The organism is Streptococcus halitosis (assembly GCF_003143695.2).
In the GTDB taxonomy this organism is placed as follows: Bacteria; Bacillota; Bacilli; order Lactobacillales; family Streptococcaceae; genus Streptococcus; species Streptococcus halitosis.
In genome coordinates this window covers 38,165-57,935 of the sequence record NZ_QEMY02000002.1, presented here as the reverse complement: position 1 = coordinate 57,935, position 19,771 = coordinate 38,165, and the positions used below count along the sequence as shown (strand labels likewise).

Genomic DNA, 19,771 nt, shown 5'->3' with positions numbered 1-19,771 from the left:
CTTTACTTGGCTAATACTTCTTTCAAATAAGCAGCGACTTCATCATCTTGGCAGTTTTCAAAGAAGTATTCTTGGAAGTATTTGCCAGAGATGGTGTCTTTGAGGAAGTCTTGGTCGATTGTTTTAAGGATGGTCATCAAATAATTGTGGGTGATTTGTTTCACCTCGTTCAAGATACGAGCGTTGTGTTGTTCAGGGATCACACGTTCTCTTGGGTAGCCACCACCCATTTCTTCAGCAAATAAGCGTTCAAACATCAATTTGAGGGTCAGTTCTGCCCCCCAACCAAATCCTTTGGCATAAGGGATAGACAAGGCGTTACCACCATTGATTTGAGAATAAAGGTAAGCGTCAGTTGGGTCCACTGCTAGACCACAGACAACACCAGGGAAGCTGTTTAAAGCAAGCATAGCTCCTACACCCGTACCACAGCCGGTAACAACAAAGTCGACTGCTTTTGTATTTAAAAGGATGGCAGCCATTAAGCCGTTTTGTACGTATGTTAATGGATTTTCACCTTCTTCTCCACGCATACCATAGTTAAATAATTGGTAGCCTTTTTTATCTGTTGCTTCTTTCAGACTATCGTAAATAATGTGATTCTTGCTAGCTTGACTATTTTCATTGATTAATGCGATTTTCATAAGATCTTCTTTCTATTTTTACTCAGGTTGTTTTCCGATGTAGGCTAAGATACCGCCATCTACATATAGGATGTGGCCATTGACAAAATTGCTGGCATCACTAGCGAGAAAGACTGCAGGGCCCATCAAATCTTCAGGATTTCCCCAACGTGCAGCAGGTGTTTTTGCAATGATGAACTGGTCAAATGGGTGGCGAGAACCATCTTCTTGCAACTCACGAAGAGGTGCTGTTTGAGGAGTGGCAATATAACCCGGTCCAATTCCGTTACATTGGATATTGGCTCCACCGTATTCAGACGCAATGTTGCGGGTCAACATTTTCAAGCCCCCTTTAGCAGCAGCATAAGCGCTAACTGTTTCACGCCCCAGTTCGCTCATCATCGAACAAATATTGATAATCTTTCCATGCCCTTTCTTCATCATAGAAGGAATAACAGCCTTTGAAACGATAAATGGTGCGTTTAAGTCAATATCGATGACCTTACGGAAATCAGCGGCGCTCATTTCACACATTGGAACTCGGCGGATAATACCAGCGTTATTAACGAGGATGTCAATGACACCAACCTCTTGTTCGATTTGCTTGACCATGGCTTGGATACCGTCCTCGTCTGTCACGTCACAGACGTATCCATGGGCTTTGATGCCAACTTCACGATAAGCTTCAATCCCTTTATTGACCAGGTCTTGATTGATATCGTTAAAGACAATAGTAGCGCCGGCTTCAGCGTAGGATTTGGCAATAGCAAATCCAATTCCATAAGAAGCGCCGGTGATGAGAGCAATTTTTCCTTTTAAAGAAAACTGCTCAATTGAGAATGATGTATTTGTCATTTGATACTTCCTTTCAAATTTGTTAAGACTTCTCTATAACCAAATTATATTCTAGTAAACCGGTTTTGTCAATAATTAAATATTTTTATTTCCAAAAATCTTTGTTTCCCTAAAAAACGGAAGATTTTGAAATTTCTGTCTATTATAATGGTTAAATAAACAATGAAAGCGCTAATATTTTTTTAAAAAAACTATTGACAAGATAAAAATAAAGGGTTACAATGGGAAATGTAAAGTAAACCGGTAAACTCAAACAAGAAAGGAGAAAAGATGAAAATTGTACTTGTAGGGCATGGACATTTTGCCACAGGGATTTATAGTTCTTTACAATTGATTGCAGGCAATCAAGAAAATGTGGAGGCGATTGACTTTGTGGAAGGAATGTCAGCAGATGAACTCAAGCAAAAAATCTTACTTGCAATTTCAAATGAAGAAGAAGTTTTAATTCTAAGTGACCTCTTGGGAGGATCGCCATTCAAGGTTTCTTCTACTATAATGGGAGAAAATCCAGCCAAAACAATGAATGTTCTCTCGGGTTTGAACTTAGCCATGTTAATGGAAGCAGTCTTTGCTAGAATGGCTCATAGCTTTGATGAGATTGTTAATAAATCAGTAGCGGCGGCCCAGGGCGGAGTCGTAAATGGTAAAGAATTGTTTTCAACGGATGCAGAGGCAGAGGAAGAAGATTTCGAATCGGGTATTTAAAGGGTAAAAGAATGATAAAAAAGGTTACGATTGAAGAAATAAAATCGCCTGAGCGCTTCTTAGAAGTACCACTTCTGACGAAAGAAGAAGTCGGCCAGGCAATTGATAAGGTTATTCGGCAGTTAGAACTCAACCTTGACTATTTCAAGGAAGATTTCCCGACGCCAGCTACCTTTAATAATGTCTATCCAATCATGGATAACACGGAATGGACCAATGGTTTCTGGACAGGAGAACTGTGGTTGGCTTATGAATACAGTCAACAGGATGTATTTAAAAACATCGCTCATAAAAATGTTCTTTCTTTCCTGGATCGTGTCAATAAGAGAGTAGAATTGGACCACCATGATCTCGGTTTCTTATACACACCATCTTGTATGGCTGAATATAAGATAAATGGAGATGGAGAGGCTAGAGAAGCGGCCTTGAAAGCTGCAGATAAGTTGATTGAACGCTATCAAGAAAAAGGTGGCTTTATTCAAGCTTGGGGAGACTTGGGCAAGAAAGAGCATTACCGTTTGATTATCGACTGCTTGCTCAACATTCAACTCTTGTTCTTTGCTTATCAAGAAACAGGCAATCAAAAATACTACGATATTGCAGAAAGCCATTTCTATGCTTCGGCTAATAATGTAATCCGTGATGACGCTTCGTCCTTCCACACCTTCTATTTTGATCCTGAGACAGGCCAACCCCTTAAAGGTGTAACGAGACAAGGGTATAGTGATGATTCATGCTGGGCACGTGGTCAATCATGGGGAGTCTATGGTATTCCTTTGACTTATCGTCACCTAAAAGATGAGTCCTGCTTTGACTTGTTTAAGGGTGTAACCAATTATTTCTTGAATCGTCTGCCAAAAGATCATGTTTCCTATTGGGATTTGATTTTTAATGATGGTAGTGATCAATCACGAGATTCTTCAGCAACAGCTATCGCCGTCTGTGGGATTCATGAAATGCTAAAACATCTCCCAGAGGTGGATGCTGACAAAGATATTTATAAACATGCTATGCATGCCATGCTTCGTTCTTTGATCGAACATTATGCAAATGATCAATTTACCCCTGGTGGGACAAGTCTCCTCCACGGTGTGTACTCATGGCATTCAGGTAAAGGAGTGGATGAAGGCAATATCTGGGGTGACTACTATTACCTAGAAGCGCTTATCCGTTTCTACAAAGACTGGAACCTATATTGGTAGGAGGAGAAATATGACAATGCCAAATATTATTATGACCCGTATCGATGAACGGTTAATTCACGGGCAAGGACAACTTTGGGTAAAATACCTAGGTTGTAATACGGTCATTGTTGCCAATGACGAAGTGAGCACAGACAAGATGCAACAAACTCTGATGAAAACAGTTGTGCCAGACTCAGTTGCCATGCGTTTCTTCCCTTTGCAAAAGGTGATTGATATCATTCACAAGGCTAATCCTGCTCAAACGATCTTTATCGTTGTAAAGGATGTGAAGGACGCTTTAACCTTGGTAGAAGGTGGTGTTCCTATCAAAGAAATCAATATCGGGAACATTCACAATGCCCCTGGTAAAGAGCAAGTGACACGCTCCATCTTCCTGGGTGAAGAGGACAAGGCAGCCCTCAAGGAATTGAACCAAACTTATCAAGTAACATTTAATACGAAAACAACTCCAACAGGAAATGATGGAGCTGTTGAAGTCAACATTCTGGACTATATTTAAAAGAGGAGATCGTTATGTCGATTAATGTATTTCAAGCGATTTTAATTGGATTATGGACAGCTTTCTGTTTTAGTGGAATGCTGTTGGGAATTTACACCAATAGATGTATTGTTCTGTCATTTGGTGTCGGAATTATTCTAGGTGATTTGCCTACTGCTCTTGCAATGGGAGCTATTGGTGAATTGGCTTATATGGGATTCGGTGTTGGTGCTGGAGGTACTGTTCCACCAAACCCAATCGGACCTGGTATCTTTGGTACCTTGATGGCTATCACTAGTGCTGGTAAAGTCAGTCCAGAAGCGGCTCTTGCCCTCCCTACTCCGATTGCTGTGGCGATTCAATTCTTACAAACTTTCGCTTACACTGTACGTGCTGGAGCACCTGAAACGGCGATGAAGCACTTGAAAAACCATAATTTGAAGAAATTCAAGTTCACTCTAAATGCAACAATTTGGTTGTTTGCCTTTATTGGATTTACCTTGGGTTGCTTGGGTGCCCTTTCAATGGATACCTTGTTGAAACTCGTAGACTACATTCCACCGGTATTGCTTACAGGTTTGACAGTTGCTGGTAAAATGCTCCCAGCTATCGGTTTTGCGATGATCTTGTCAGTGATGGCTAAGAAAGAGTTGATTCCGTTTGTCTTGTTGGGATATGTTTGTGCAGCTTATCTAAACATCCCAACAATTGGTATTGCAATTGTAGGTACTATCTTTGCTTTGATTGAATTTTATAACAAGCCAAAAACAGCGGATCATGTGGTAGAGGAGGAAGCACACGATGACTGGATCTAACAAATTAACAAAACGTGATTATCTTAAAACGTCTTTGCGGGCATTCTTTTTACAAAATGGATTTAACTATAGTAACTATCAAGGGCTGGGATATGCCAATGTAATGTATCCTGCTTTGAAAAAACACTATGGAGAGGATCAGGAAGGTTTCTACCAAGCCTTGGAAGAAAACTGTGAATTCTATAATACCAACCCACATTTCCTACCTTTTATTACCAGCTTACACCTTGTAATGTTGGAAAATGGCCGACCAGCAAAAGAAACACGTAGCATCAAGATGGCCTTGATGGGACCATTGGCAGGTATTGGGGATTCTCTTTCTCAATTCTGTTTAGCTCCATTGTTCTCAACCATCGCAGCTTCGTTTGCTCAAGAAGGCTTGGTTGTCGGTCCAATCTTGTTCTTCCTTGCGATGAATACGATTTTGACAGCGATTAAATTGTCAACTGGTCTGTATGGATACAAACTAGGAACAACTGTGATTGATAAACTAAGCGAACAGATGGCAACGATTTCTCGTATTGCCAATATTATCGGTGTAACCGTAATTGCTGGTTTGGCAGCGACATCTGTTAAGATTATGGTGCCAATCACCTTTGCTGCAGGGGAAGTTAAAGCAGACGCTAAACAAAGTATCGTAAGTATTCAGGGAATGCTTGATAAGGTTGCTCCAGCTCTTCTACCAGCCCTATTTACACTTTTAGTTTACTACTTGATCAAAGAAAAGAAATGGACAACATATAAACTCGTTATTTTAACAGTTATCATCGGAATTATCGGAAGCTGGCTTAAGATTCTAGCTTAATGGATACGACATTGTTTTATGGAATAGTGATTGTCTTGGCAGTGAGCCCCCTTTTACTGTCAAGCTTTCATTCTATTCGTCAGCAAAAGTTGCTTCGTAAACAGATGGAGCAACGACAAGAATATTTAGCTTCTTTAACATCTGGTGATGAAGTGTTGTTATTGTCTGGAATTCATGGAAAAATCATTTCTATCAAAGATGACTTGATCTCTTTGCAGATTGCAAAAGGTGTGGTCATCTATGTAGAAAAGGAAAGTGTAATGGGAAAGACAAAAGAACTGCTTTTTAAGTAGTTCTTTTTCTGGTAATAGATAATGAAAGAAGAAAGAAGACAATTTTTTGAAAGAGTCGATGGGGACCAATGTCGTGACTATATCTTATCCCACTGTTCAAAAGACTATGAGAAAGTCAAGCGTTCTCTTGAGAGCTTGATGGACAATCGTTTTATATTTGATAGTCCTTGGGATATGGAACCTTGTTCAAAAATCCATCAAATCCAGCCGATGGTGTGGAATCAAGTATTTGAAGATGATCCAGAATGGGCTTATATGCTCAATCGACAAGAATATCTCTTGCAGTTTATGATAGGGTATCTGGTAGAAGGAGATAAGGGCTATATTCAAAAGTGCAAGTTCTTTCTATTTAATTGGATTGAGCAAGTGAGAGAGTTTTCTCCTCAATCTTTGATAACTAGAACCTTGGATACGGGCATTCGTTCCTTTACTTGGTTGAAACTACTCTTGCTCCTCTTGAAATTTGACTTGCTAGAGGAGCAAGAGCTAGAGAAAATTTTGGTCAGCCTAGGAAAGCAGATTGACTTTATGAGAAGCCACTATCGTGCCAAGTACACTCTTAGTAACTGGGGAATCTTACAAACAATTCCGATGCTTGCAATCTACCATTTCTTTTCAGATAAGATTGACCTAGAAGAAGCTTACCGTTTTGCTTCAGAGGAGTTGAAACAGCAAATTGAGACACAGATTTTAGAAGATGGAAGCCAGTTTGAACAGTCAATTCTCTATCATGTAGAGGTTTATAAAGCCTTGCTGGACTTGTGTCTCTTGCTTCCAGACTTGCAAGATAGCATTCAAGAGTTGCTGGAAAAGATGGCGACTTACATTCAGATGATGACAGGCCTGGATGGACGGACTTTGGCTTTTGGTGATAGTGATTCTACAGAAACGGCAGAGATTTTGAGCCTGTCTGCTGTGGTTTTGAACAAGGAAGACCTTCTTAACGGTCTGGATGTTAAAATCGATTTGCTTAGCCTCTTGTTCCTGGGGCGAGAAAAGGTCAAGCAACTGCAGGAATTTGAAAAGAGAGATTGGCAGCCTAAGTTCAGGATCTTTGAAGACTCTGGGCATGTCTGCATTAAGGATGAACATCGTTATCTATTTTTCAAAAACGGCCCGCTGGGAAGTTCCCATAGCCATAGTGATGAGAATAGTTTTTGCTTACAGTATCAAGGTCAACCGATTTTCATAGATGCGGGGCGTTATTCTTATCGGGAGATAGATGAACGTTATCTCTTAAAGAGTGCCTGGAGTCATTCGACCTGTATGGTAGATGGGAAAGCTCCAGAAAGGATCGTGGGATCCTGGGAATATGAATACTATCCTCACTCCCTATTTTGTCACCACAAAGAAAGAGAGGGAGTGCATTATATTGAAGGGGCTTATTTGTCAGCAGAACCTGATTTGCCCTATCTTCATAGGAGAAAAATCCTCATGTTGGCAGAGGATGTCTGGCTCTTGGTAGATGATATCAGGTGTCAAGGTCAGCATGAGGCGTTGACTCAGTTTATCCTTGACAAGGATGTGACCTATCAAGATGGGAAAATCAATCAGTTGAAACTATGGAGTGAAGTTGATTTTGATTTGGAAGCTACCATTATTTCTCCTAAATACAATGAGCTTGAAAAAAGTAGTAAACTCACCAAACACCAATTCTTTGAGAATCAGATGCTGGATTATACCATCATTGCGCATGAGAGTTTTGAAATCATCCGTCATTCTGTCTATCAGACAGATGGTCGTGAAGTAGAAAGGGCTCTGGCTTTTGAAGTGAAAAATAACGAAACAGACAAGCTGATTCTGTTGTTAAGCGAGGATATTTATGCAGGTGAAAAATTGTGCCTCGTTGACGGAACAAAAATGCGTGGGAAATGTCTAGTATATGATAAAATAAATGAGAGAATGATTCGCTTGCAGTGCTAGAAATAGGCATTTTGAATGGTAAATATGTTATAATAAGTATTGGTAGGAGGTGTTTTAGATTGGAGAAGAAACTGACCATAAAAGACATTGCAGAAATGGCTCAGACCTCGAAAACAACCGTGTCATTTTACCTAAACGGGAAATATGAAAAAATGTCCCGAGAGACACGTGAAAAGATTGAAAAAGTTATTCATGAAACAAATTACAAACCGAGCATTGTTGCGCGTAGCTTAAACTCCAAACGAACAAAATTAATTGGTGTTTTGATCGGTGATATTACCAACAGTTTCTCAAACCAAATTGTCAAGGGAATTGAGGATATCGCCAGCCAGAATGGCTACCAGGTAATGATAGGAAATAGTAATTACAGCCAAGAGAGTGAGGACCGGTATATTGAAAGCATGCTTCTCTTGGGAGTAGACGGCTTTATTATTCAGCCGACCTCTAATTTCCGAAAATATTCTCGTATCATCGATGAGAAAAAGAAGAAAATGGTCTTTTTTGATAGTCAGCTCTATGAACACCGGACTAGCTGGGTCAAAACCAATAACTATGATGCCGTTTATGACATGACCCAGTCCTGTATCGAAAAAGGTTATGAGCATTTTCTCTTGATTACAGCGGATACGAGTCGCTTGAGTACTCGGATTGAGCGGGCAAGTGGTTTTGTGGATGCTTTAACAGATGCTAATATGCGCCACGCCAGTCTAACCATTGAAGATAAGCATACGAATTTGGAACAAATTAAGGAATTTTTACAAAAAGAAATCAATCCCGATGAAAAAACTCTGGTATTTGTTCCTAACTGTTGGGCCCTACCTCTAGTCTTTACCGTTATCAAAGAGTTGAATTATAACTTGCCACAAGTTGGGTTGATTGGTTTTGACAATACGGAGTGGACTTGCTTTTCTTCTCCAAGTGTTTCGACGTTGGTTCAGCCCGCCTTTGAAGAAGGACAACAGGCTACAAAGATTTTGATTGACCAGATTGAAGGCCGCAATCAAGAAGAAAGGCAACAAGTCTTGGATTGTAGTGTGAGTTGGAAAGAGTCGACTTTCTAAGATGAAAGGGAAATGACTTGCAACCTCTGTTAAGAAATAAAAGAATCCCATCTAGCATGAGCTAGGTGGGATTCTTTGCCTATAAAATGAGAAATTATGGGAGTAATCTCCTAAATCAACTGTTTTTGATCTACTTCTTTCACCACTTGATAAAAGTTATAGAAGTAGACTAAACTTGAAATGATGGATATGACTAGGAATATTGGAAATTTCCATTGGACAGGGTTGGTTAGAAGCTGTGGAAAGGATATGAGGAGAAAGAAGAGGGCGGCGTTGAGGATAGGTACCCGTTTTGATTGCATTTTCTCAAGTCCTTTATTGAGCGCAGGAAGAAAGAGGAGTAAGAGTATTAAAACTGTATGAGAAATAGCTCCTGAAACAAGGGCGAAGGAAAGGAAAATACTGATAAAAACATGACTGATCAGTAGTTTAGCTAGTGATTTCATAAGGCACCTCCTAGTCGTCTTCTTGCTCTTTCTTGGCTTTTTGAATGCGAAGAGAGACAACAATTTGCATCATCAGTCCAAAAAAGAACGCTCCCAGTATAGTTTTTAAAATATGTTTTGAATTCAGAAGAGAACTGATGAAATTTGGATTTTCACTGGTTAGGGTATCGATGAGTGGCATTATAAAAAATATCGCTATGCCGTAGATCAGACCGGCTTTTAGACCCGGAAAATGTAGCTGTTTACTTTCTTTTTGACTCAGCATTTCGGGATCAATAGCTGTGATGCCCGTTTTCTTGGTTTGAGAGACCACATAGAGGGCAGCTACCATCGAAATGCCAAACACCACGAGAGGATAACCGATAGCGACAATTTGCGGGTATTTATAAGCAAGAACGAGCGGGATAAGATTGCCAAATGTCATCAGATAAAAGAGGACAATAAAGACCTGATTCCCGATACGATCGGCCTCGCGCCGTTTGTGTTCGTCAAGGGGACCAGAAATACCGTATATGCGTTTGATGAGTTTTTCAGTGAGAGTTTCTTTTTTCATTTGTTTGCTCCTTTTTTAAAAATCGTCTTCCCAAAAGAGGCTATTGAGGTCAGTTTGGAGGCTGCGGGCGAGGTTGAGACAGAGTTCTAGGGTTGGATTGTACTTGTCATTTTCAATCATGTTGATGGTCTGTCTCGAGACACCGATATCTTTGGCGAGCTCGAGCTGAGAAATGCCCAGTTCCTTGCGGAATTCTTTAACACGATTCATAGGGTCTCCTTTCTGATGTGTCGCATATATTTGACTATATTATATTCTTTTGAGGATGAGATGTCAAGTATATATGACATATTTTTGAGAATTTTTTTCGAAGAAACTTAGCCTTGTCTGACAAGTGCAAGCTGGTCAGATTTGTGGTAAAATAGATAGGATATGACAAAAGAATTTCATCATGTAACGGTCTTGCTTCATGAAACGATTGATATGCTTGACGTAAAACCTGACGGTATCTACGTTGATGCGACTTTGGGCGGAGCAGGCCATAGCGAATATTTATTAAGTAAATTGAGTGAAAAAGGGCATCTCTATGCCTTTGACCAGGACCAGAATGCCATTGACAATGCGCAAAAACGGTTGGCACCCTATATCGAAAAGGGGATGGTAACCTTTATCAAGGATAACTTCCGTCATTTGCAGGCACGTTTGCAGGAGGCTGGTGTCCAGGAAATTGATGGAATTTGTTATGATTTGGGAGTGTCTAGTCCTCAGCTGGATCAGCGTGAGCGTGGCTTTTCTTATAAAAAGGATGCACCACTGGATATGCGGATGAATCAGGAAGCTAGTCTGACGGCCTATGAAGTGGTCAATCATTATGACTATCATGACCTGGTTCGGATCTTTTTCAAGTATGGTGAGGATAAGTTTTCTAAACAGATTGCCCGCAAGATTGAGCAAGCGCGTAAGGTGAAACCCATCGAGACAACAACGGAGTTGGCAGAAATTATCAAGTCTGCCAAGCCTGCCAAGGAACTCAAGAAAAAGGGACACCCTGCCAAGCAGATTTTTCAGGCTATCCGAATCGAAGTCAATGATGAGCTGGGTGCGGCAGATGAATCCATCCAGCAGGCCATGGACATGCTGGCTTTGGATGGTAGAATCTCGGTCATTACCTTCCATTCGCTGGAAGACCGCTTGACTAAGCAACTATTTAAAGAAGCTTCAACAGTGGAAGTTCCCAAAGGTTTGCCCTTCATTCCAGATGACCTTAAGCCTAAGATGGAATTGGTCTCCCGCAAGCCAATCTTGCCAAGTGCTGAAGAGCTAGAAGCCAACAATCGTTCGCATTCAGCCAAGTTGCGCGTGGCTAGAAAAATTCACAAGTAAGAGGAAAAACATGGCAGAAAGAATCGAAAAAACAAGCCAGTTATTGCAAACGAAGTTTAAAGGTTTTTCACGTGTGGAAAAGGCCTTCTATGTTTCGATTGCTGCAACAATGATTATCCTGGCAGTCAGCGTTGTGTTTATGCAGACCAAGCTATTACAAGTTCAGAATGAATTGACCAAGGTCAATGCTCAAATCGAAGAAAAGAAAACCGAGCTAGACGATGCCAAGCAAGAGGTCAATGAATTGATTCGTTCAGAACGTTTGAAAGAGATTGCAAACTCTAAGAATTTACAGCTGAATAACGAAAATATCCGAGCAACGGAGTAAGAAATGAAACAGTGGAAAGAAAAAATCATCCGTTATGCCGTTCGTAACCGTAAATCTCCAGAAGAAAACCGCCGAAGAGTAGGGAAAAGCCTGAGTTTATTGGCTGTCATACTCTTCGCTGTCTTTTTGGTCAACTTTGCGGTCATTATCGGAACAGGTAAAAAATTTGGTAAGGACTTGGTTCAAGAAGCAAACAAGGTCCATCAAACAACCAAGACGATTCCTGCAAAACGGGGGACCATCTACGATCGTAATGGAACACCTATTGCTGAGGATGCAACTTCGTATAATATCTATGCCGTTATTGACAAGACCTACAAGTCAGCAACAGGCAAGATTCTCTATGTAGAGGATTCTCAATTTAATAAGGTAGCTGAAATTTTCCATAAGTATCTGGATATGGAGGAGTCCTATGTCAAAGAACAGCTTTCTCAGCCAGATCTGAAACAGGTATCTTTTGGTACCAAGGGAAATGGGATCACCTATGCCAATATGATGGCTATTAAAAATGACCTCAAAACTGCTGGTGTCGAGGGGGTTGACTTTACAACAAGCCCTAACCGTAGTTATCCCAATGGACAGTTTGCTTCTTCCTTTATCGGTTTAGCGCAACTTCATGAAAATGAGGATGGTACCAAGAGCTTGATTGGAACATCTGGTTTGGAGAGTTCTTTAAATAGCATTCTGGCGGGTACAGATGGGATTATCACCTATGAGAAGGATCGCCTGGGAAATATTGTTCCGGGTACAGATCAAGCTTCTCAACAAACGGTAGATGGAAAGGATGTGTACACAACCCTTTCTAGTCCCTTACAATCCTTTATGGAAACACAGATGGATGCCTTTCAGGAAAAGGTAAAAGGCAAGTATATGACGGCTACCTTGGTTAGCGCTAAGACAGGGGAAATCCTGGCTACGACCCAACGGCCAACCTTTAACGCAGATACCAAGGATGGCATCACAAAAGACTTTGTCTGGCGTGATATCCTCTATCAAAGTAACTACGAGCCAGGATCGACCATGAAGGTGATGATGTTGGCCTCAGCCATTGATAACAATACCTTCCCTGGTGGCGAATACTTTAACAGCAGTGAATTGAAAATAGCAGATGCGACCATTCGAGACTGGGACGTCAATGAAGGATTGACTAGTGGTGGCACTATGACCTTCTCTCAAGGATTTGCCCACTCAAGTAATATCGGAATGACCTTACTTGAGCAAAAGATGGGAGATGCAACCTGGCTTGATTACCTTAACCGCTTTAAGTTTGGGGTGCCAACTCGTTTTGGTCTGACAGATGAGTACACAGGTCAATTACCTGCGGATAACATTGTCAATATTGCCATGAGTGCATTTGGACAAGGGATTTCTGTTACCCAGACCCAGATGCTTCGTGCCTTTACAGCTATTGCCAACGATGGGGTTATGTTGGAGCCGAAATTTATCAGTGCCCTCTATGATCCAAATGACCAGTCTGTCCGTAAGTCTCAAAAGGAAATTGTCGGAAATCCTGTGTCAAAAGCAGCAGCATCCTCTACTCGGGAGCACATGGTCATGGTCGGAACAGATCCTGTCTACGGTACCATGTACAACCACAGTACAGGAAAACCAAATGTCAATGTTCCGGGACAGAATGTCGCTCTGAAATCAGGGACTGCTCAGATTGCCGATGAGAAGAATGGGGGCTATCTGACAGGTGAAACCAACTATATCTTCTCAGTTGTGTCGATGCATCCTGCAGAAAATCCTGACTTTATCCTCTATGTAACGGTGCAACAGCCAGAGCATTATTCGGGTGTTCAGCTTGGGGAGTTTGCCAACCCAATCCTTGAGCGAGCTTCTGCCACGAAAGAATCCCTCAATCTTCAGTCAACTGCCAAGAGCTTGGATCAGGTCAGCAAGACGACAAGTTATGCCATGCCAGCTACCAAGGACTTTACTCCGGGTGACCTAGCAGAGGAATTGCGTCGTAACCTTGTCCAACCAATCGTTATCGGAACAGGAACCAAGATCAAGGAGCTCTCGGTTTCTGAAGGAGATAATTTGGAAGCCAATCAGCAAATCTTGATCCTGTCTGATAAGGTCGAGGAAATGCCTGATATGTATGGCTGGACAGATGAAAATGTGCAAACATTTGCCAAATGGCTAAATATAGAAGTCGAGTGGGAAGGTAGTGGCAAAACGGTCAAGAAACAAAGTGTCCGTGCCAATACAGCCCTCAAAGACGTTAAAAAAATGAAAATAACTTTAGGAGATTAAGATGATTAGTTCCATTAGTGCTGGAGTTATAGCCTTTCTATTGACCTTGATAGGTATTCCAGCCTTTATCCGATTTTATCGAAAAGCACAGATTACAGGACAGCAGATGCACGAGGATGTCAAGCAACACCAAGCTAAAGCTGGGACTCCAACCATGGGAGGTCTTGTCTTCCTGATCGTTGCAGTTGTTGTGAGCTTCCTTGTCGCTCTCTTTACCCAACAATTGACCAACAATGTAGGCATGATTTTGTTTATCTTGGTTTTGTATGGTTTAGTAGGTTTTTTGGATGATTTCCTCAAAATTTTCCGTAAGATCAACGAAGGATTGAATCCTAAACAAAAGCTTGCTCTCCAGCTACTTGGAGGAGTGATTTTCTACCTCTTTTATGAGCGTGGTGGCGACATGCTTTCAGTCTTTGGCTACCAAGTACATCTGGGCATTTTCTATATTTTCTTTGCCCTTTTCTGGCTAGTTGGCTTTTCAAATGCGGTGAATCTGACGGACGGGATTGACGGCTTAGCAAGTATTTTAGTGGTGATTAGCTTATCGGCCTACGGTGTGGTTGCTTATATGCAAAATCAACTGGATATCCTTCTTGTGATTCTTGCCATGATTGGTGGTTTGCTAGGCTTCTTCGTCTTTAATCACAAGCCTGCCAAGGTCTTCATGGGAGACGTTGGAAGTTTGGCTCTAGGTGGGATGTTGGCAGCAATCTCTATGGCCCTTCACCAAGAATGGACGCTTTTACTGATTGGGATTATCTATGTCTTTGAGACAAGCTCTGTTATGATGCAGGTTACCTACTTCAAACTTAGTGGTGGAAAGCGTATTTTCCGTATGACACCTGTGCATCATCATTTTGAGCTTGGAGGCTTCTCAGGCAAGGGCAATCCTTGGAGTGAGTGGAAGGTTGACTTCTTCTTTTGGGGAGTTGGGCTTCTAGCAAGTCTCTTGACCTTAGCCTTTTTATACCTACTGTAAATCTAACTTTTGATGACAAAATAAAACAGGATGAAGGTGATCTTCATCCTGTTTTTGTTTGTTTAAAGGTTAGTTGGAGTCATCCTTTCTCCCTTTTAACATAAAAGTGGCTGTAAGGGCTAGGCTGAGTCCTGCTAAGAAGAGGAGTGGGTTGGACGCTTCTCCTGTCGCTGGAAGCTCTTCTTTAGAAGAATGATTTCCAGTTTTCGCAAGGCTCGGACTAGCTGAAAGTTGTTCAGCCTCGTGTGCCAAGGTTTCTGTATCTGAAGTACTTGGTTTTTCCTCTGTGTTAGAGGTTGTTCCAGTTGCTTGATAGACGACAGCATAGGTACTGAAATGATTAGTGATGAATTCTACCTTTCCGTCTCGAACGGTGAAATCAAGGGCTTGCAACTCCTTGGTCGGAGTGATGTAGTAGATATTTTCTACGTTAGCTGAAATAGGCAAGCGAACTAAGACAGAGCCTTTTGGCTGCAAGCTATTATTGGTTGGATTTTTAAGCTGTAGATCGTAAGCATCATAGGTCTTGCCAAAGAGTTCTTGAGCTAGGACACGTCGGCTAGAAACGTGAGAAATTCCTTCTAAGTCGCTGGCTCCACCGATGATTTCTACTCCAGTCTCCTTATCTTTCAAGACTTGAACTGGATAGTCAGGAAGGCTAAGGCTTGGAGCGGCCTGATCTCCCGGAGTTCCGAAAGGCTTGGTGTATTCAGGTTTTTCAACAGTAGGTGCTTCCTCTTGACCTGCTGTTCCGATAGGTTTGGTGTATTCCGGAATTTCAAGAGTAGGTGGCTTCTCTTGACCTGCTGTTCCGATAGGATCAGTGTATTCCGGAATTTCAACAGTAGGAGCTGGTTCGTCCCCCTTGCTTGTAGTTGGCTGACTCTCGTCAACCTTTTTCTCATCCTTTTTAGTAAAGACGGCTACGATAGGGCTGCTTGTGGTATTTCCTTGAATGGTATAAGCTTCAATGGCATTTCCAGCTTTGCGATTGGTTTCGTCAGGGATTGGGATTTGAACTTGATTGTCTTGGATTGATAGGATAGTCTGATCCCCACTTGTAACCAGATGCGTTTCATCCACCTTACGCAAAACTAGAGGATCTTTGACACCTGGGAAGGTCACTGCGATGGCTTCCCAATCTCCAGCTGGTAGGCTTAAGGAAATGGTTTTGTCATTTTCCTTAAGAGGCGCGATGCTAGGGCTATCTAAACCAACAGCTGGGGCTTTGATGATATCAAAGGAGTCTAGAGAGATTTTCTTGCGACCTTCTGGCGAATCTGGGTCAACTTGTAATGTCAGGGTGTGCGGACCGTCAGTAAGGTTTGTAAATTCACCAATAAAAGCTCTCTTTTCAGTTGCACCTGAAGTGTAGAAGTCTAGACTTGGCATTTCTTTGCCATCTAGTGTAACACGTGCTCGTCCAAGGGCAAGGCTCTTCAAACCATAGATACGAATACCTGTCCCTGTAAAGAAAATAGTTGCCTGAGCTTCTGAAGCTGCACTAGAGTCGCTGTTGTTGATGTTAGCGTATTTTTCCGTACCACCGTAGAGTTCAGGGTCAGACCAGTCCTTAAACTGGGAACCATATTGGATGCGCGAATCACGATCATCCATTTTTTCAATCGTATTGCCTGTTCCTGCTAGAATCTTGAAGTAGTCTAATGAAATTTTCGAGCGCTCACTACCACGTCCTTTGTGCTCACGTTTAACACGAAGAGTCAATGTGTGAGGTCCGTCAGATAATCCTGAGAAGCGACCAATGAGACTGCCTTTTTCAGTTGCTCCAGCAGTATGGAAGTCAAGCTCGCCGACTTCTTTGCCGTCAATTTTAGCAGTGGCAAGACCTAGTTCAGACGATTTCAGTCCATAGATTTCGATACCAACACCAGTGAAAGGAATGGTAGCAGTGATGTCTTCGTCTGTGTAGTCTCCTTTTGAAAGGTCAGCAAATTTCTCTGTTCCTCCAAATAATTCTGAGTCTGCCCAGTTTCCAAAGGCAGCTCCGTACTGGATGCGGCTATCTCGGTCGTCCATCAACTCGCTATAGGTTTCAACAGTGGCCTGTTCAGAAACTTGTGTGGCAAGTTCGCCCAGCATAGCCTTGACAGTATAGGTGTAGGCATGTTGAGGATTGAGTGATCGGTCGATAAAGTGGGGTTGATTGGTTACAAATTCTCTGGTCGCAGAAGTTTGGCCAGATGCGTCTTTCACTTGTCTTTGGATGACATAGTGGGTAGCGCCTTCTACTTGGTTGAAGGTGAGTTCGGCAGTGACTCCATTTTGTCGAACTGCTGTCAGACTGGTTATGCGACCAGGGAAATGTTCAAAGGTAATGACATCACCTTTTTGTGTTGCCAGTTGGATGCGGCCATCTTTTAGGACAGTTGCCTTGACTGCTTTGCCATTGACCTTGATTTGGCTAGCTTCAATATTTGGATAATCTACAACCAGGTCTCCACCGACATTTGAAAGGAAGGACAAGCTTTGCAAGTTCTTATCTTTCCACTTCATGCTGACTTCAAAGTTTCCTCGAGCAACCAAGCCAGAAACCTGACCGTCTTTCCAAGCATCAGGAAGGGCTGGCAATGGTGCAATATAGCCAGTGTGTGATTGAAGGAGCATTTCTGCCATCCCACTGGTTGCTCCGAAGTTGCCATCGATTTGGAAAGGCGCGTGGGTATCCCAAAGGTTTTCTAGGGTTGAGTATTTGAGTTGTTCAGCGAGTAAGCGATGGGCGCGGTTACCGTCCAGCAAACGAGCCCAGAGATTGATTTTATTGGCCTTAGACCAACCTGTACCACCATCTCCACGGTGGTTCAAGGTAGCACGCGCAGCCTCTAGGTATTCAGCTTGGTCCTTGCTAAAGAGCGTACCTGGGAAGAGACCAACTAGATGGGAAACGTGGCGGTGGTGATTTTCAATCCCTTCATTGGTGAATTGGGGACTGTCCTCTTCGTACCATTCCTTGATGCGGCCTTCATTGTTGATGTGAAGGGGTTTTAGTTTGTCAAATTTAGCCTTAACCTCTGTGACTAAGTCTTGGTCGACATTCAGATGGTTGGCAACTTCCATGTAGTCGTGGAATAACTGCCAGACTAGCGATTGGTCAAAGGTATTTCCGATGGTAATGGTCCCGTGTTCTGGTGAGTAGGATGGAGAAGACACCCAACGGTCGCTTTCTTTGTCATAGTGCAAGAAGGAGTTCCAGAACTTGGCGGTCTCCTTGAGCATTGGGTAAATCTTTTCTTTGAGATAAGTCTCATCCTTGGTGAATTTGTAGTAATCATAGACGTTTTGCATCATCCAAGCGTTGGCAGCTGGAGACCAACCCCAATAGTAATTCCAGCCTGGAGTAGTCCAGCCAAATGGTGTTGCTTGGGTGTGGACCAGCCAACCATTTTCTTGTCCGTCTTTGGATTCGATACCTGCGTATTCCTTAGCAGCGATACGACCATAGTAGCGCATGTCATCAATGTAATTGATCATTGGCTTGGCTGTTTCAGCAAGGTTGCTCATGTAGGCTGGCCAATAGTTCATTTGCAAATTGACATTGAGGTGGTAGTCAGCGTTCCAAGGTGGATTATCTACAGCATTCCAGACTCCTTGTAGGTTTGCAGGAAGGGCATCTGTCCGATCACGAGACGAACTGATGAGTAAATAACGTCCGTATTGGAAAAAGAGTTCTTCCAATTTTTGCCCTTTTTCTGGGTTATAGCCTTGAAGGGCCTCTTTTGTCGTTTGAGCAGTCTTGTTTCCGCCTAGGTTTAGTTTAACGCGGTTAAAGAGACTTTGATAGTCCTTGATATGGGCCTTTTTAAGTGTCTCGTAGTCTTTGGCCTTAGCAGCTTCTACAATCCCTTTAACTGTTTTTTCGAGGTCAATGTCTTTTCGATAGTTGGTTTTTGGGTTCTGAGCAAAGTTAGTCTTGGCACTGAGATAGAGAGTTGCATAACTTGCGCCTGTAACGGTCAGAGTTTCATCCTGAACAGTCACCTTTCCGTCCGTTTTAATTCCTAGATAGGATGCAAATTTGAGGCCGTTATCTTTGACAGTTCCCTTTAGAAGGATTCCGTTTGCATCTGTAGTGACATGACCATTCTTATAGTTGGAATATTCCCAAGAGTAGTTGCCATTAGCAAGCAAGTCTTCTGTCAAGCTGTTCCAAAGGGTAAAGTCAAGCGTCTTGTTTCCTTTTTTGGTCAAGTGGGTCACGGTGACATCATCAGGATAGCTGGAGAAGGTTTCGCGTTTGAAGGTCGTCCCATCTTGGGTGTAAGAAGTGGTCGTAGTGGCTTCAGTGATATCCAAATCACGGTGATAATCTGTTACAGTATCCAGACCCTTTTTCTGGTTATTGAAGACCATGAAAATATCACCAAAGGCTAGGTAGCGACCATACTGGGCGTTGTTTGGTCCGACTAGATTTTGTTCAGCCAGTTGTTTGGCTTTTTGGCGATCTCCATCTTCGAGAGCTTTACGAATCTCCGCCAAGACCTTGTAGCGATCCTTGTAGTTTCCTCCGTTATAGTCGGTGCTATCGGGTTGGGGACCTCCAGACCAGAGAGTCTTTTCGTTATACTGGATTCTTTCTTCACCAATCAGACCAAAGACCTTGGCTCCCATCTCTCCGTTTCCGACTGGGAGAGCTTGTTTTTCCCATCCATCATAGGAAGGAGCTGTTGGTTGATCGTAGTTGAGTTGATAGTTTTCTTGCTTTGTCACCGGCTGATCTGCTTTTTCAGGTTCCTTATTTTCTTTAGCTTCTACAATGGCTTCTTCACTAGCTTGACTATTTGTCTTCTGAGTCTCCTCAGCTGGCTTGCTTTCGGTAACTACTGGACTCTCTGCTAGAGACGGATTTGTAGTTTCAGTAGCTTCAACTGCTTTGGTTTCGCTATCAGGCTTAGTGATAGCTTCGACAGAGGTTGGTTCAGTTTGCTTGACCTCAACACTGTCTGCGGATACAGTGTGGTTGACTAGAAAAATAGCCCCCAGCAAAACAGAAGCAGTCCCAACCGTTAGTTTGCGGATGCTATAGCGACAGGATTTCTCCCAAAAGTGTTTTTTCATAAAACTCTCCTTTGCGCATTAGAAACCGCTTACATTTTATGAAG

At 42.3% G+C, this 19,771-nt stretch carries 18 protein-coding genes; 12 read left to right on the top strand and 6 right to left on the bottom strand.

The window, feature by feature from the left end; translation table 11 throughout:
• Positions 1–2 precede the first annotated feature (2 nt).
• Both DB729_RS06840 and DB729_RS06835 read right to left on the bottom strand, forming a co-directional pair.
• The gene (locus tag DB729_RS06840) at positions 3–644 is read right to left on the bottom strand and encodes an RpiB/LacA/LacB family sugar-phosphate isomerase (protein WP_109289870.1); all 642 of its coding nucleotides are present in this window, start codon (positions 642–644) and stop codon (positions 3–5) included.
• Positions 645–662: 18 nt separating this feature from the next.
• Positions 663–1,478, bottom strand: coding sequence for a gluconate 5-dehydrogenase (locus DB729_RS06835; RefSeq protein WP_109289869.1), 816 nt, complete (start codon positions 1,476–1,478; stop codon positions 663–665).
• 270 nt (positions 1,479–1,748) lie between these two features.
• Between DB729_RS06835 and DB729_RS06830 the strand changes: the two genes are divergently transcribed.
• From DB729_RS06830 to DB729_RS06795, 8 genes are read left to right on the top strand one after another with little or no spacing between them, the layout of a single operon-like run.
• Positions 1,749–2,183 (top strand): PTS sugar transporter subunit IIA, encoded by a 435-nt coding sequence (locus DB729_RS06830; protein ID WP_109289868.1) that lies wholly within the window; start codon positions 1,749–1,751, stop codon positions 2,181–2,183.
• Positions 2,184–2,194: 11 nt separating this feature from the next.
• Entirely contained in the window at positions 2,195–3,385 is a 1,191-nt protein-coding gene (locus tag DB729_RS06825) for a glycoside hydrolase family 88 protein (RefSeq protein WP_109289867.1), read from the top strand.
• 10 nt (positions 3,386–3,395) lie between these two features.
• Complete coding sequence (locus DB729_RS06820; RefSeq protein WP_109289866.1) at positions 3,396–3,887, top strand: PTS sugar transporter subunit IIB; 492 nt, start codon at positions 3,396–3,398, stop codon at positions 3,885–3,887.
• Between the two features lie 14 nt (positions 3,888–3,901).
• On the top strand, positions 3,902–4,681 hold the full coding sequence (locus DB729_RS06815; RefSeq protein ID WP_109289865.1) for a PTS mannose/fructose/sorbose/N-acetylgalactosamine transporter subunit IIC: 780 nt from the start codon (positions 3,902–3,904) through the stop codon (positions 4,679–4,681).
• The gene (locus DB729_RS06810) at positions 4,668–5,486 is read left to right on the top strand and encodes a PTS system mannose/fructose/sorbose family transporter subunit IID (protein WP_000148025.1); all 819 of its coding nucleotides are present in this window, start codon (positions 4,668–4,670) and stop codon (positions 5,484–5,486) included. Before DB729_RS06815 ends, DB729_RS06810 begins: the two co-directional genes overlap by 14 nt.
• Complete coding sequence (gene yajC, locus DB729_RS06805; protein ID WP_000381736.1) at positions 5,486–5,779, top strand: preprotein translocase subunit YajC; 294 nt, start codon at positions 5,486–5,488, stop codon at positions 5,777–5,779. Before DB729_RS06810 ends, yajC begins: the two co-directional genes overlap by 1 nt.
• Before the next feature lie 21 nt (positions 5,780–5,800).
• A complete protein-coding gene (locus tag DB729_RS06800) occupies positions 5,801–7,702 on the top strand; it encodes an alginate lyase family protein (RefSeq protein ID WP_109289864.1) in 1,902 nt (633 codons plus the stop codon).
• 59 nt (positions 7,703–7,761) lie between these two features.
• Positions 7,762–8,763 (top strand): LacI family DNA-binding transcriptional regulator, encoded by a 1,002-nt coding sequence (locus DB729_RS06795; RefSeq protein ID WP_000412460.1) that lies wholly within the window; start codon positions 7,762–7,764, stop codon positions 8,761–8,763.
• A 110-nt stretch (positions 8,764–8,873) separates the two neighbouring features.
• On the opposite strand, the gene DB729_RS06790 is transcribed toward DB729_RS06795, so the two are convergent.
• The 3 genes from DB729_RS06790 to DB729_RS06780 are packed head-to-tail and all read right to left on the bottom strand — an operon-like array spanning position 8,874 to position 9,972.
• On the bottom strand, positions 8,874–9,209 hold the full coding sequence (locus tag DB729_RS06790; RefSeq protein ID WP_109289863.1) for a hypothetical protein: 336 nt from the start codon (positions 9,207–9,209) through the stop codon (positions 8,874–8,876).
• A 10-nt stretch (positions 9,210–9,219) separates the two neighbouring features.
• A complete protein-coding gene (locus DB729_RS06785) occupies positions 9,220–9,762 on the bottom strand; it encodes a DUF3278 domain-containing protein (RefSeq protein ID WP_109289862.1) in 543 nt (180 codons plus the stop codon).
• 15 nt (positions 9,763–9,777) lie between these two features.
• Positions 9,778–9,972 carry a helix-turn-helix transcriptional regulator gene (locus DB729_RS06780; protein ID WP_001082470.1) on the bottom strand — a complete coding sequence of 65 codons (195 nt, stop codon included), beginning with the start codon at positions 9,970–9,972 and terminating at the stop codon, positions 9,778–9,780.
• 162 nt (positions 9,973–10,134) lie between these two features.
• Here DB729_RS06780 and rsmH point away from each other — a divergent pair, with 162 nt between their 5' ends.
• The 4 genes from rsmH to mraY are packed head-to-tail and all read left to right on the top strand — an operon-like array spanning position 10,135 to position 14,654.
• Positions 10,135–11,085 (top strand): 16S rRNA (cytosine(1402)-N(4))-methyltransferase RsmH, encoded by a 951-nt coding sequence (gene rsmH / locus DB729_RS06775; RefSeq protein ID WP_109289861.1) that lies wholly within the window; start codon positions 10,135–10,137, stop codon positions 11,083–11,085.
• A 10-nt stretch (positions 11,086–11,095) separates the two neighbouring features.
• Positions 11,096–11,413 carry a cell division protein FtsL gene (gene ftsL / locus DB729_RS06770; RefSeq protein ID WP_000840799.1) on the top strand — a complete coding sequence of 106 codons (318 nt, stop codon included), beginning with the start codon at positions 11,096–11,098 and terminating at the stop codon, positions 11,411–11,413.
• A gap of 3 nt (positions 11,414–11,416) precedes the next feature.
• The gene (gene pbp2x, locus DB729_RS06765; RefSeq protein ID WP_109289860.1) at positions 11,417–13,672 is read left to right on the top strand and encodes a penicillin-binding protein PBP2X; all 2,256 of its coding nucleotides are present in this window, start codon (positions 11,417–11,419) and stop codon (positions 13,670–13,672) included.
• Position 13,673: 1 nt separating this feature from the next.
• A complete protein-coding gene (gene mraY / locus DB729_RS06760; RefSeq protein ID WP_109289859.1) occupies positions 13,674–14,654 on the top strand; it encodes a phospho-N-acetylmuramoyl-pentapeptide-transferase in 981 nt (326 codons plus the stop codon).
• A 69-nt stretch (positions 14,655–14,723) separates the two neighbouring features.
• On the opposite strand, the gene DB729_RS06755 is transcribed toward mraY, so the two are convergent.
• A complete protein-coding gene (locus DB729_RS06755; RefSeq protein WP_109289858.1) occupies positions 14,724–19,727 on the bottom strand; it encodes an SIALI-17 repeat-containing surface protein in 5,004 nt (1,667 codons plus the stop codon).
• Positions 19,728–19,771: the final 44 nt, after the last annotated feature.

Excerpts from the sequence above, each read along its gene's own strand:
- DB729_RS06840 (WP_109289870.1), bottom strand. The coding sequence starts at position 644 with ATGAAAATCGCATTAATCAATGAAAATAGTCAAGCTAGCAAGAATCAC.
- DB729_RS06835 (WP_109289869.1), bottom strand. The coding sequence starts at position 1,478 with ATGACAAATACATCATTCTCAATTGAGCAGTTTTCTTTAAAAGGAAAA.
- DB729_RS06830 (WP_109289868.1), top strand. The coding sequence starts at position 1,749 with ATGAAAATTGTACTTGTAGGGCATGGACATTTTGCCACAGGGATTTAT.
- DB729_RS06825 (WP_109289867.1), top strand. The coding sequence starts at position 2,195 with ATGATAAAAAAGGTTACGATTGAAGAAATAAAATCGCCTGAGCGCTTC.
- DB729_RS06820 (WP_109289866.1), top strand. The coding sequence starts at position 3,396 with ATGACAATGCCAAATATTATTATGACCCGTATCGATGAACGGTTAATT.
- DB729_RS06815 (WP_109289865.1), top strand. The coding sequence starts at position 3,902 with ATGTCGATTAATGTATTTCAAGCGATTTTAATTGGATTATGGACAGCT.
- DB729_RS06810 (WP_000148025.1), top strand. The coding sequence starts at position 4,668 with ATGACTGGATCTAACAAATTAACAAAACGTGATTATCTTAAAACGTCT.
- yajC (WP_000381736.1), top strand. The coding sequence starts at position 5,486 with ATGGATACGACATTGTTTTATGGAATAGTGATTGTCTTGGCAGTGAGC.
- DB729_RS06800 (WP_109289864.1), top strand. The coding sequence starts at position 5,801 with ATGAAAGAAGAAAGAAGACAATTTTTTGAAAGAGTCGATGGGGACCAA.
- DB729_RS06790 (WP_109289863.1), bottom strand. The coding sequence starts at position 9,209 with ATGAAATCACTAGCTAAACTACTGATCAGTCATGTTTTTATCAGTATT.
- DB729_RS06785 (WP_109289862.1), bottom strand. The coding sequence starts at position 9,762 with ATGAAAAAAGAAACTCTCACTGAAAAACTCATCAAACGCATATACGGT.
- DB729_RS06780 (WP_001082470.1), bottom strand. The coding sequence starts at position 9,972 with ATGAATCGTGTTAAAGAATTCCGCAAGGAACTGGGCATTTCTCAGCTC.
- rsmH (WP_109289861.1), top strand. The coding sequence starts at position 10,135 with ATGACAAAAGAATTTCATCATGTAACGGTCTTGCTTCATGAAACGATT.
- ftsL (WP_000840799.1), top strand. The coding sequence starts at position 11,096 with ATGGCAGAAAGAATCGAAAAAACAAGCCAGTTATTGCAAACGAAGTTT.
- pbp2x (WP_109289860.1), top strand. The coding sequence starts at position 11,417 with ATGAAACAGTGGAAAGAAAAAATCATCCGTTATGCCGTTCGTAACCGT.
- mraY (WP_109289859.1), top strand. The coding sequence starts at position 13,674 with ATGATTAGTTCCATTAGTGCTGGAGTTATAGCCTTTCTATTGACCTTG.
- DB729_RS06755 (WP_109289858.1), bottom strand. The coding sequence starts at position 19,727 with ATGAAAAAACACTTTTGGGAGAAATCCTGTCGCTATAGCATCCGCAAA.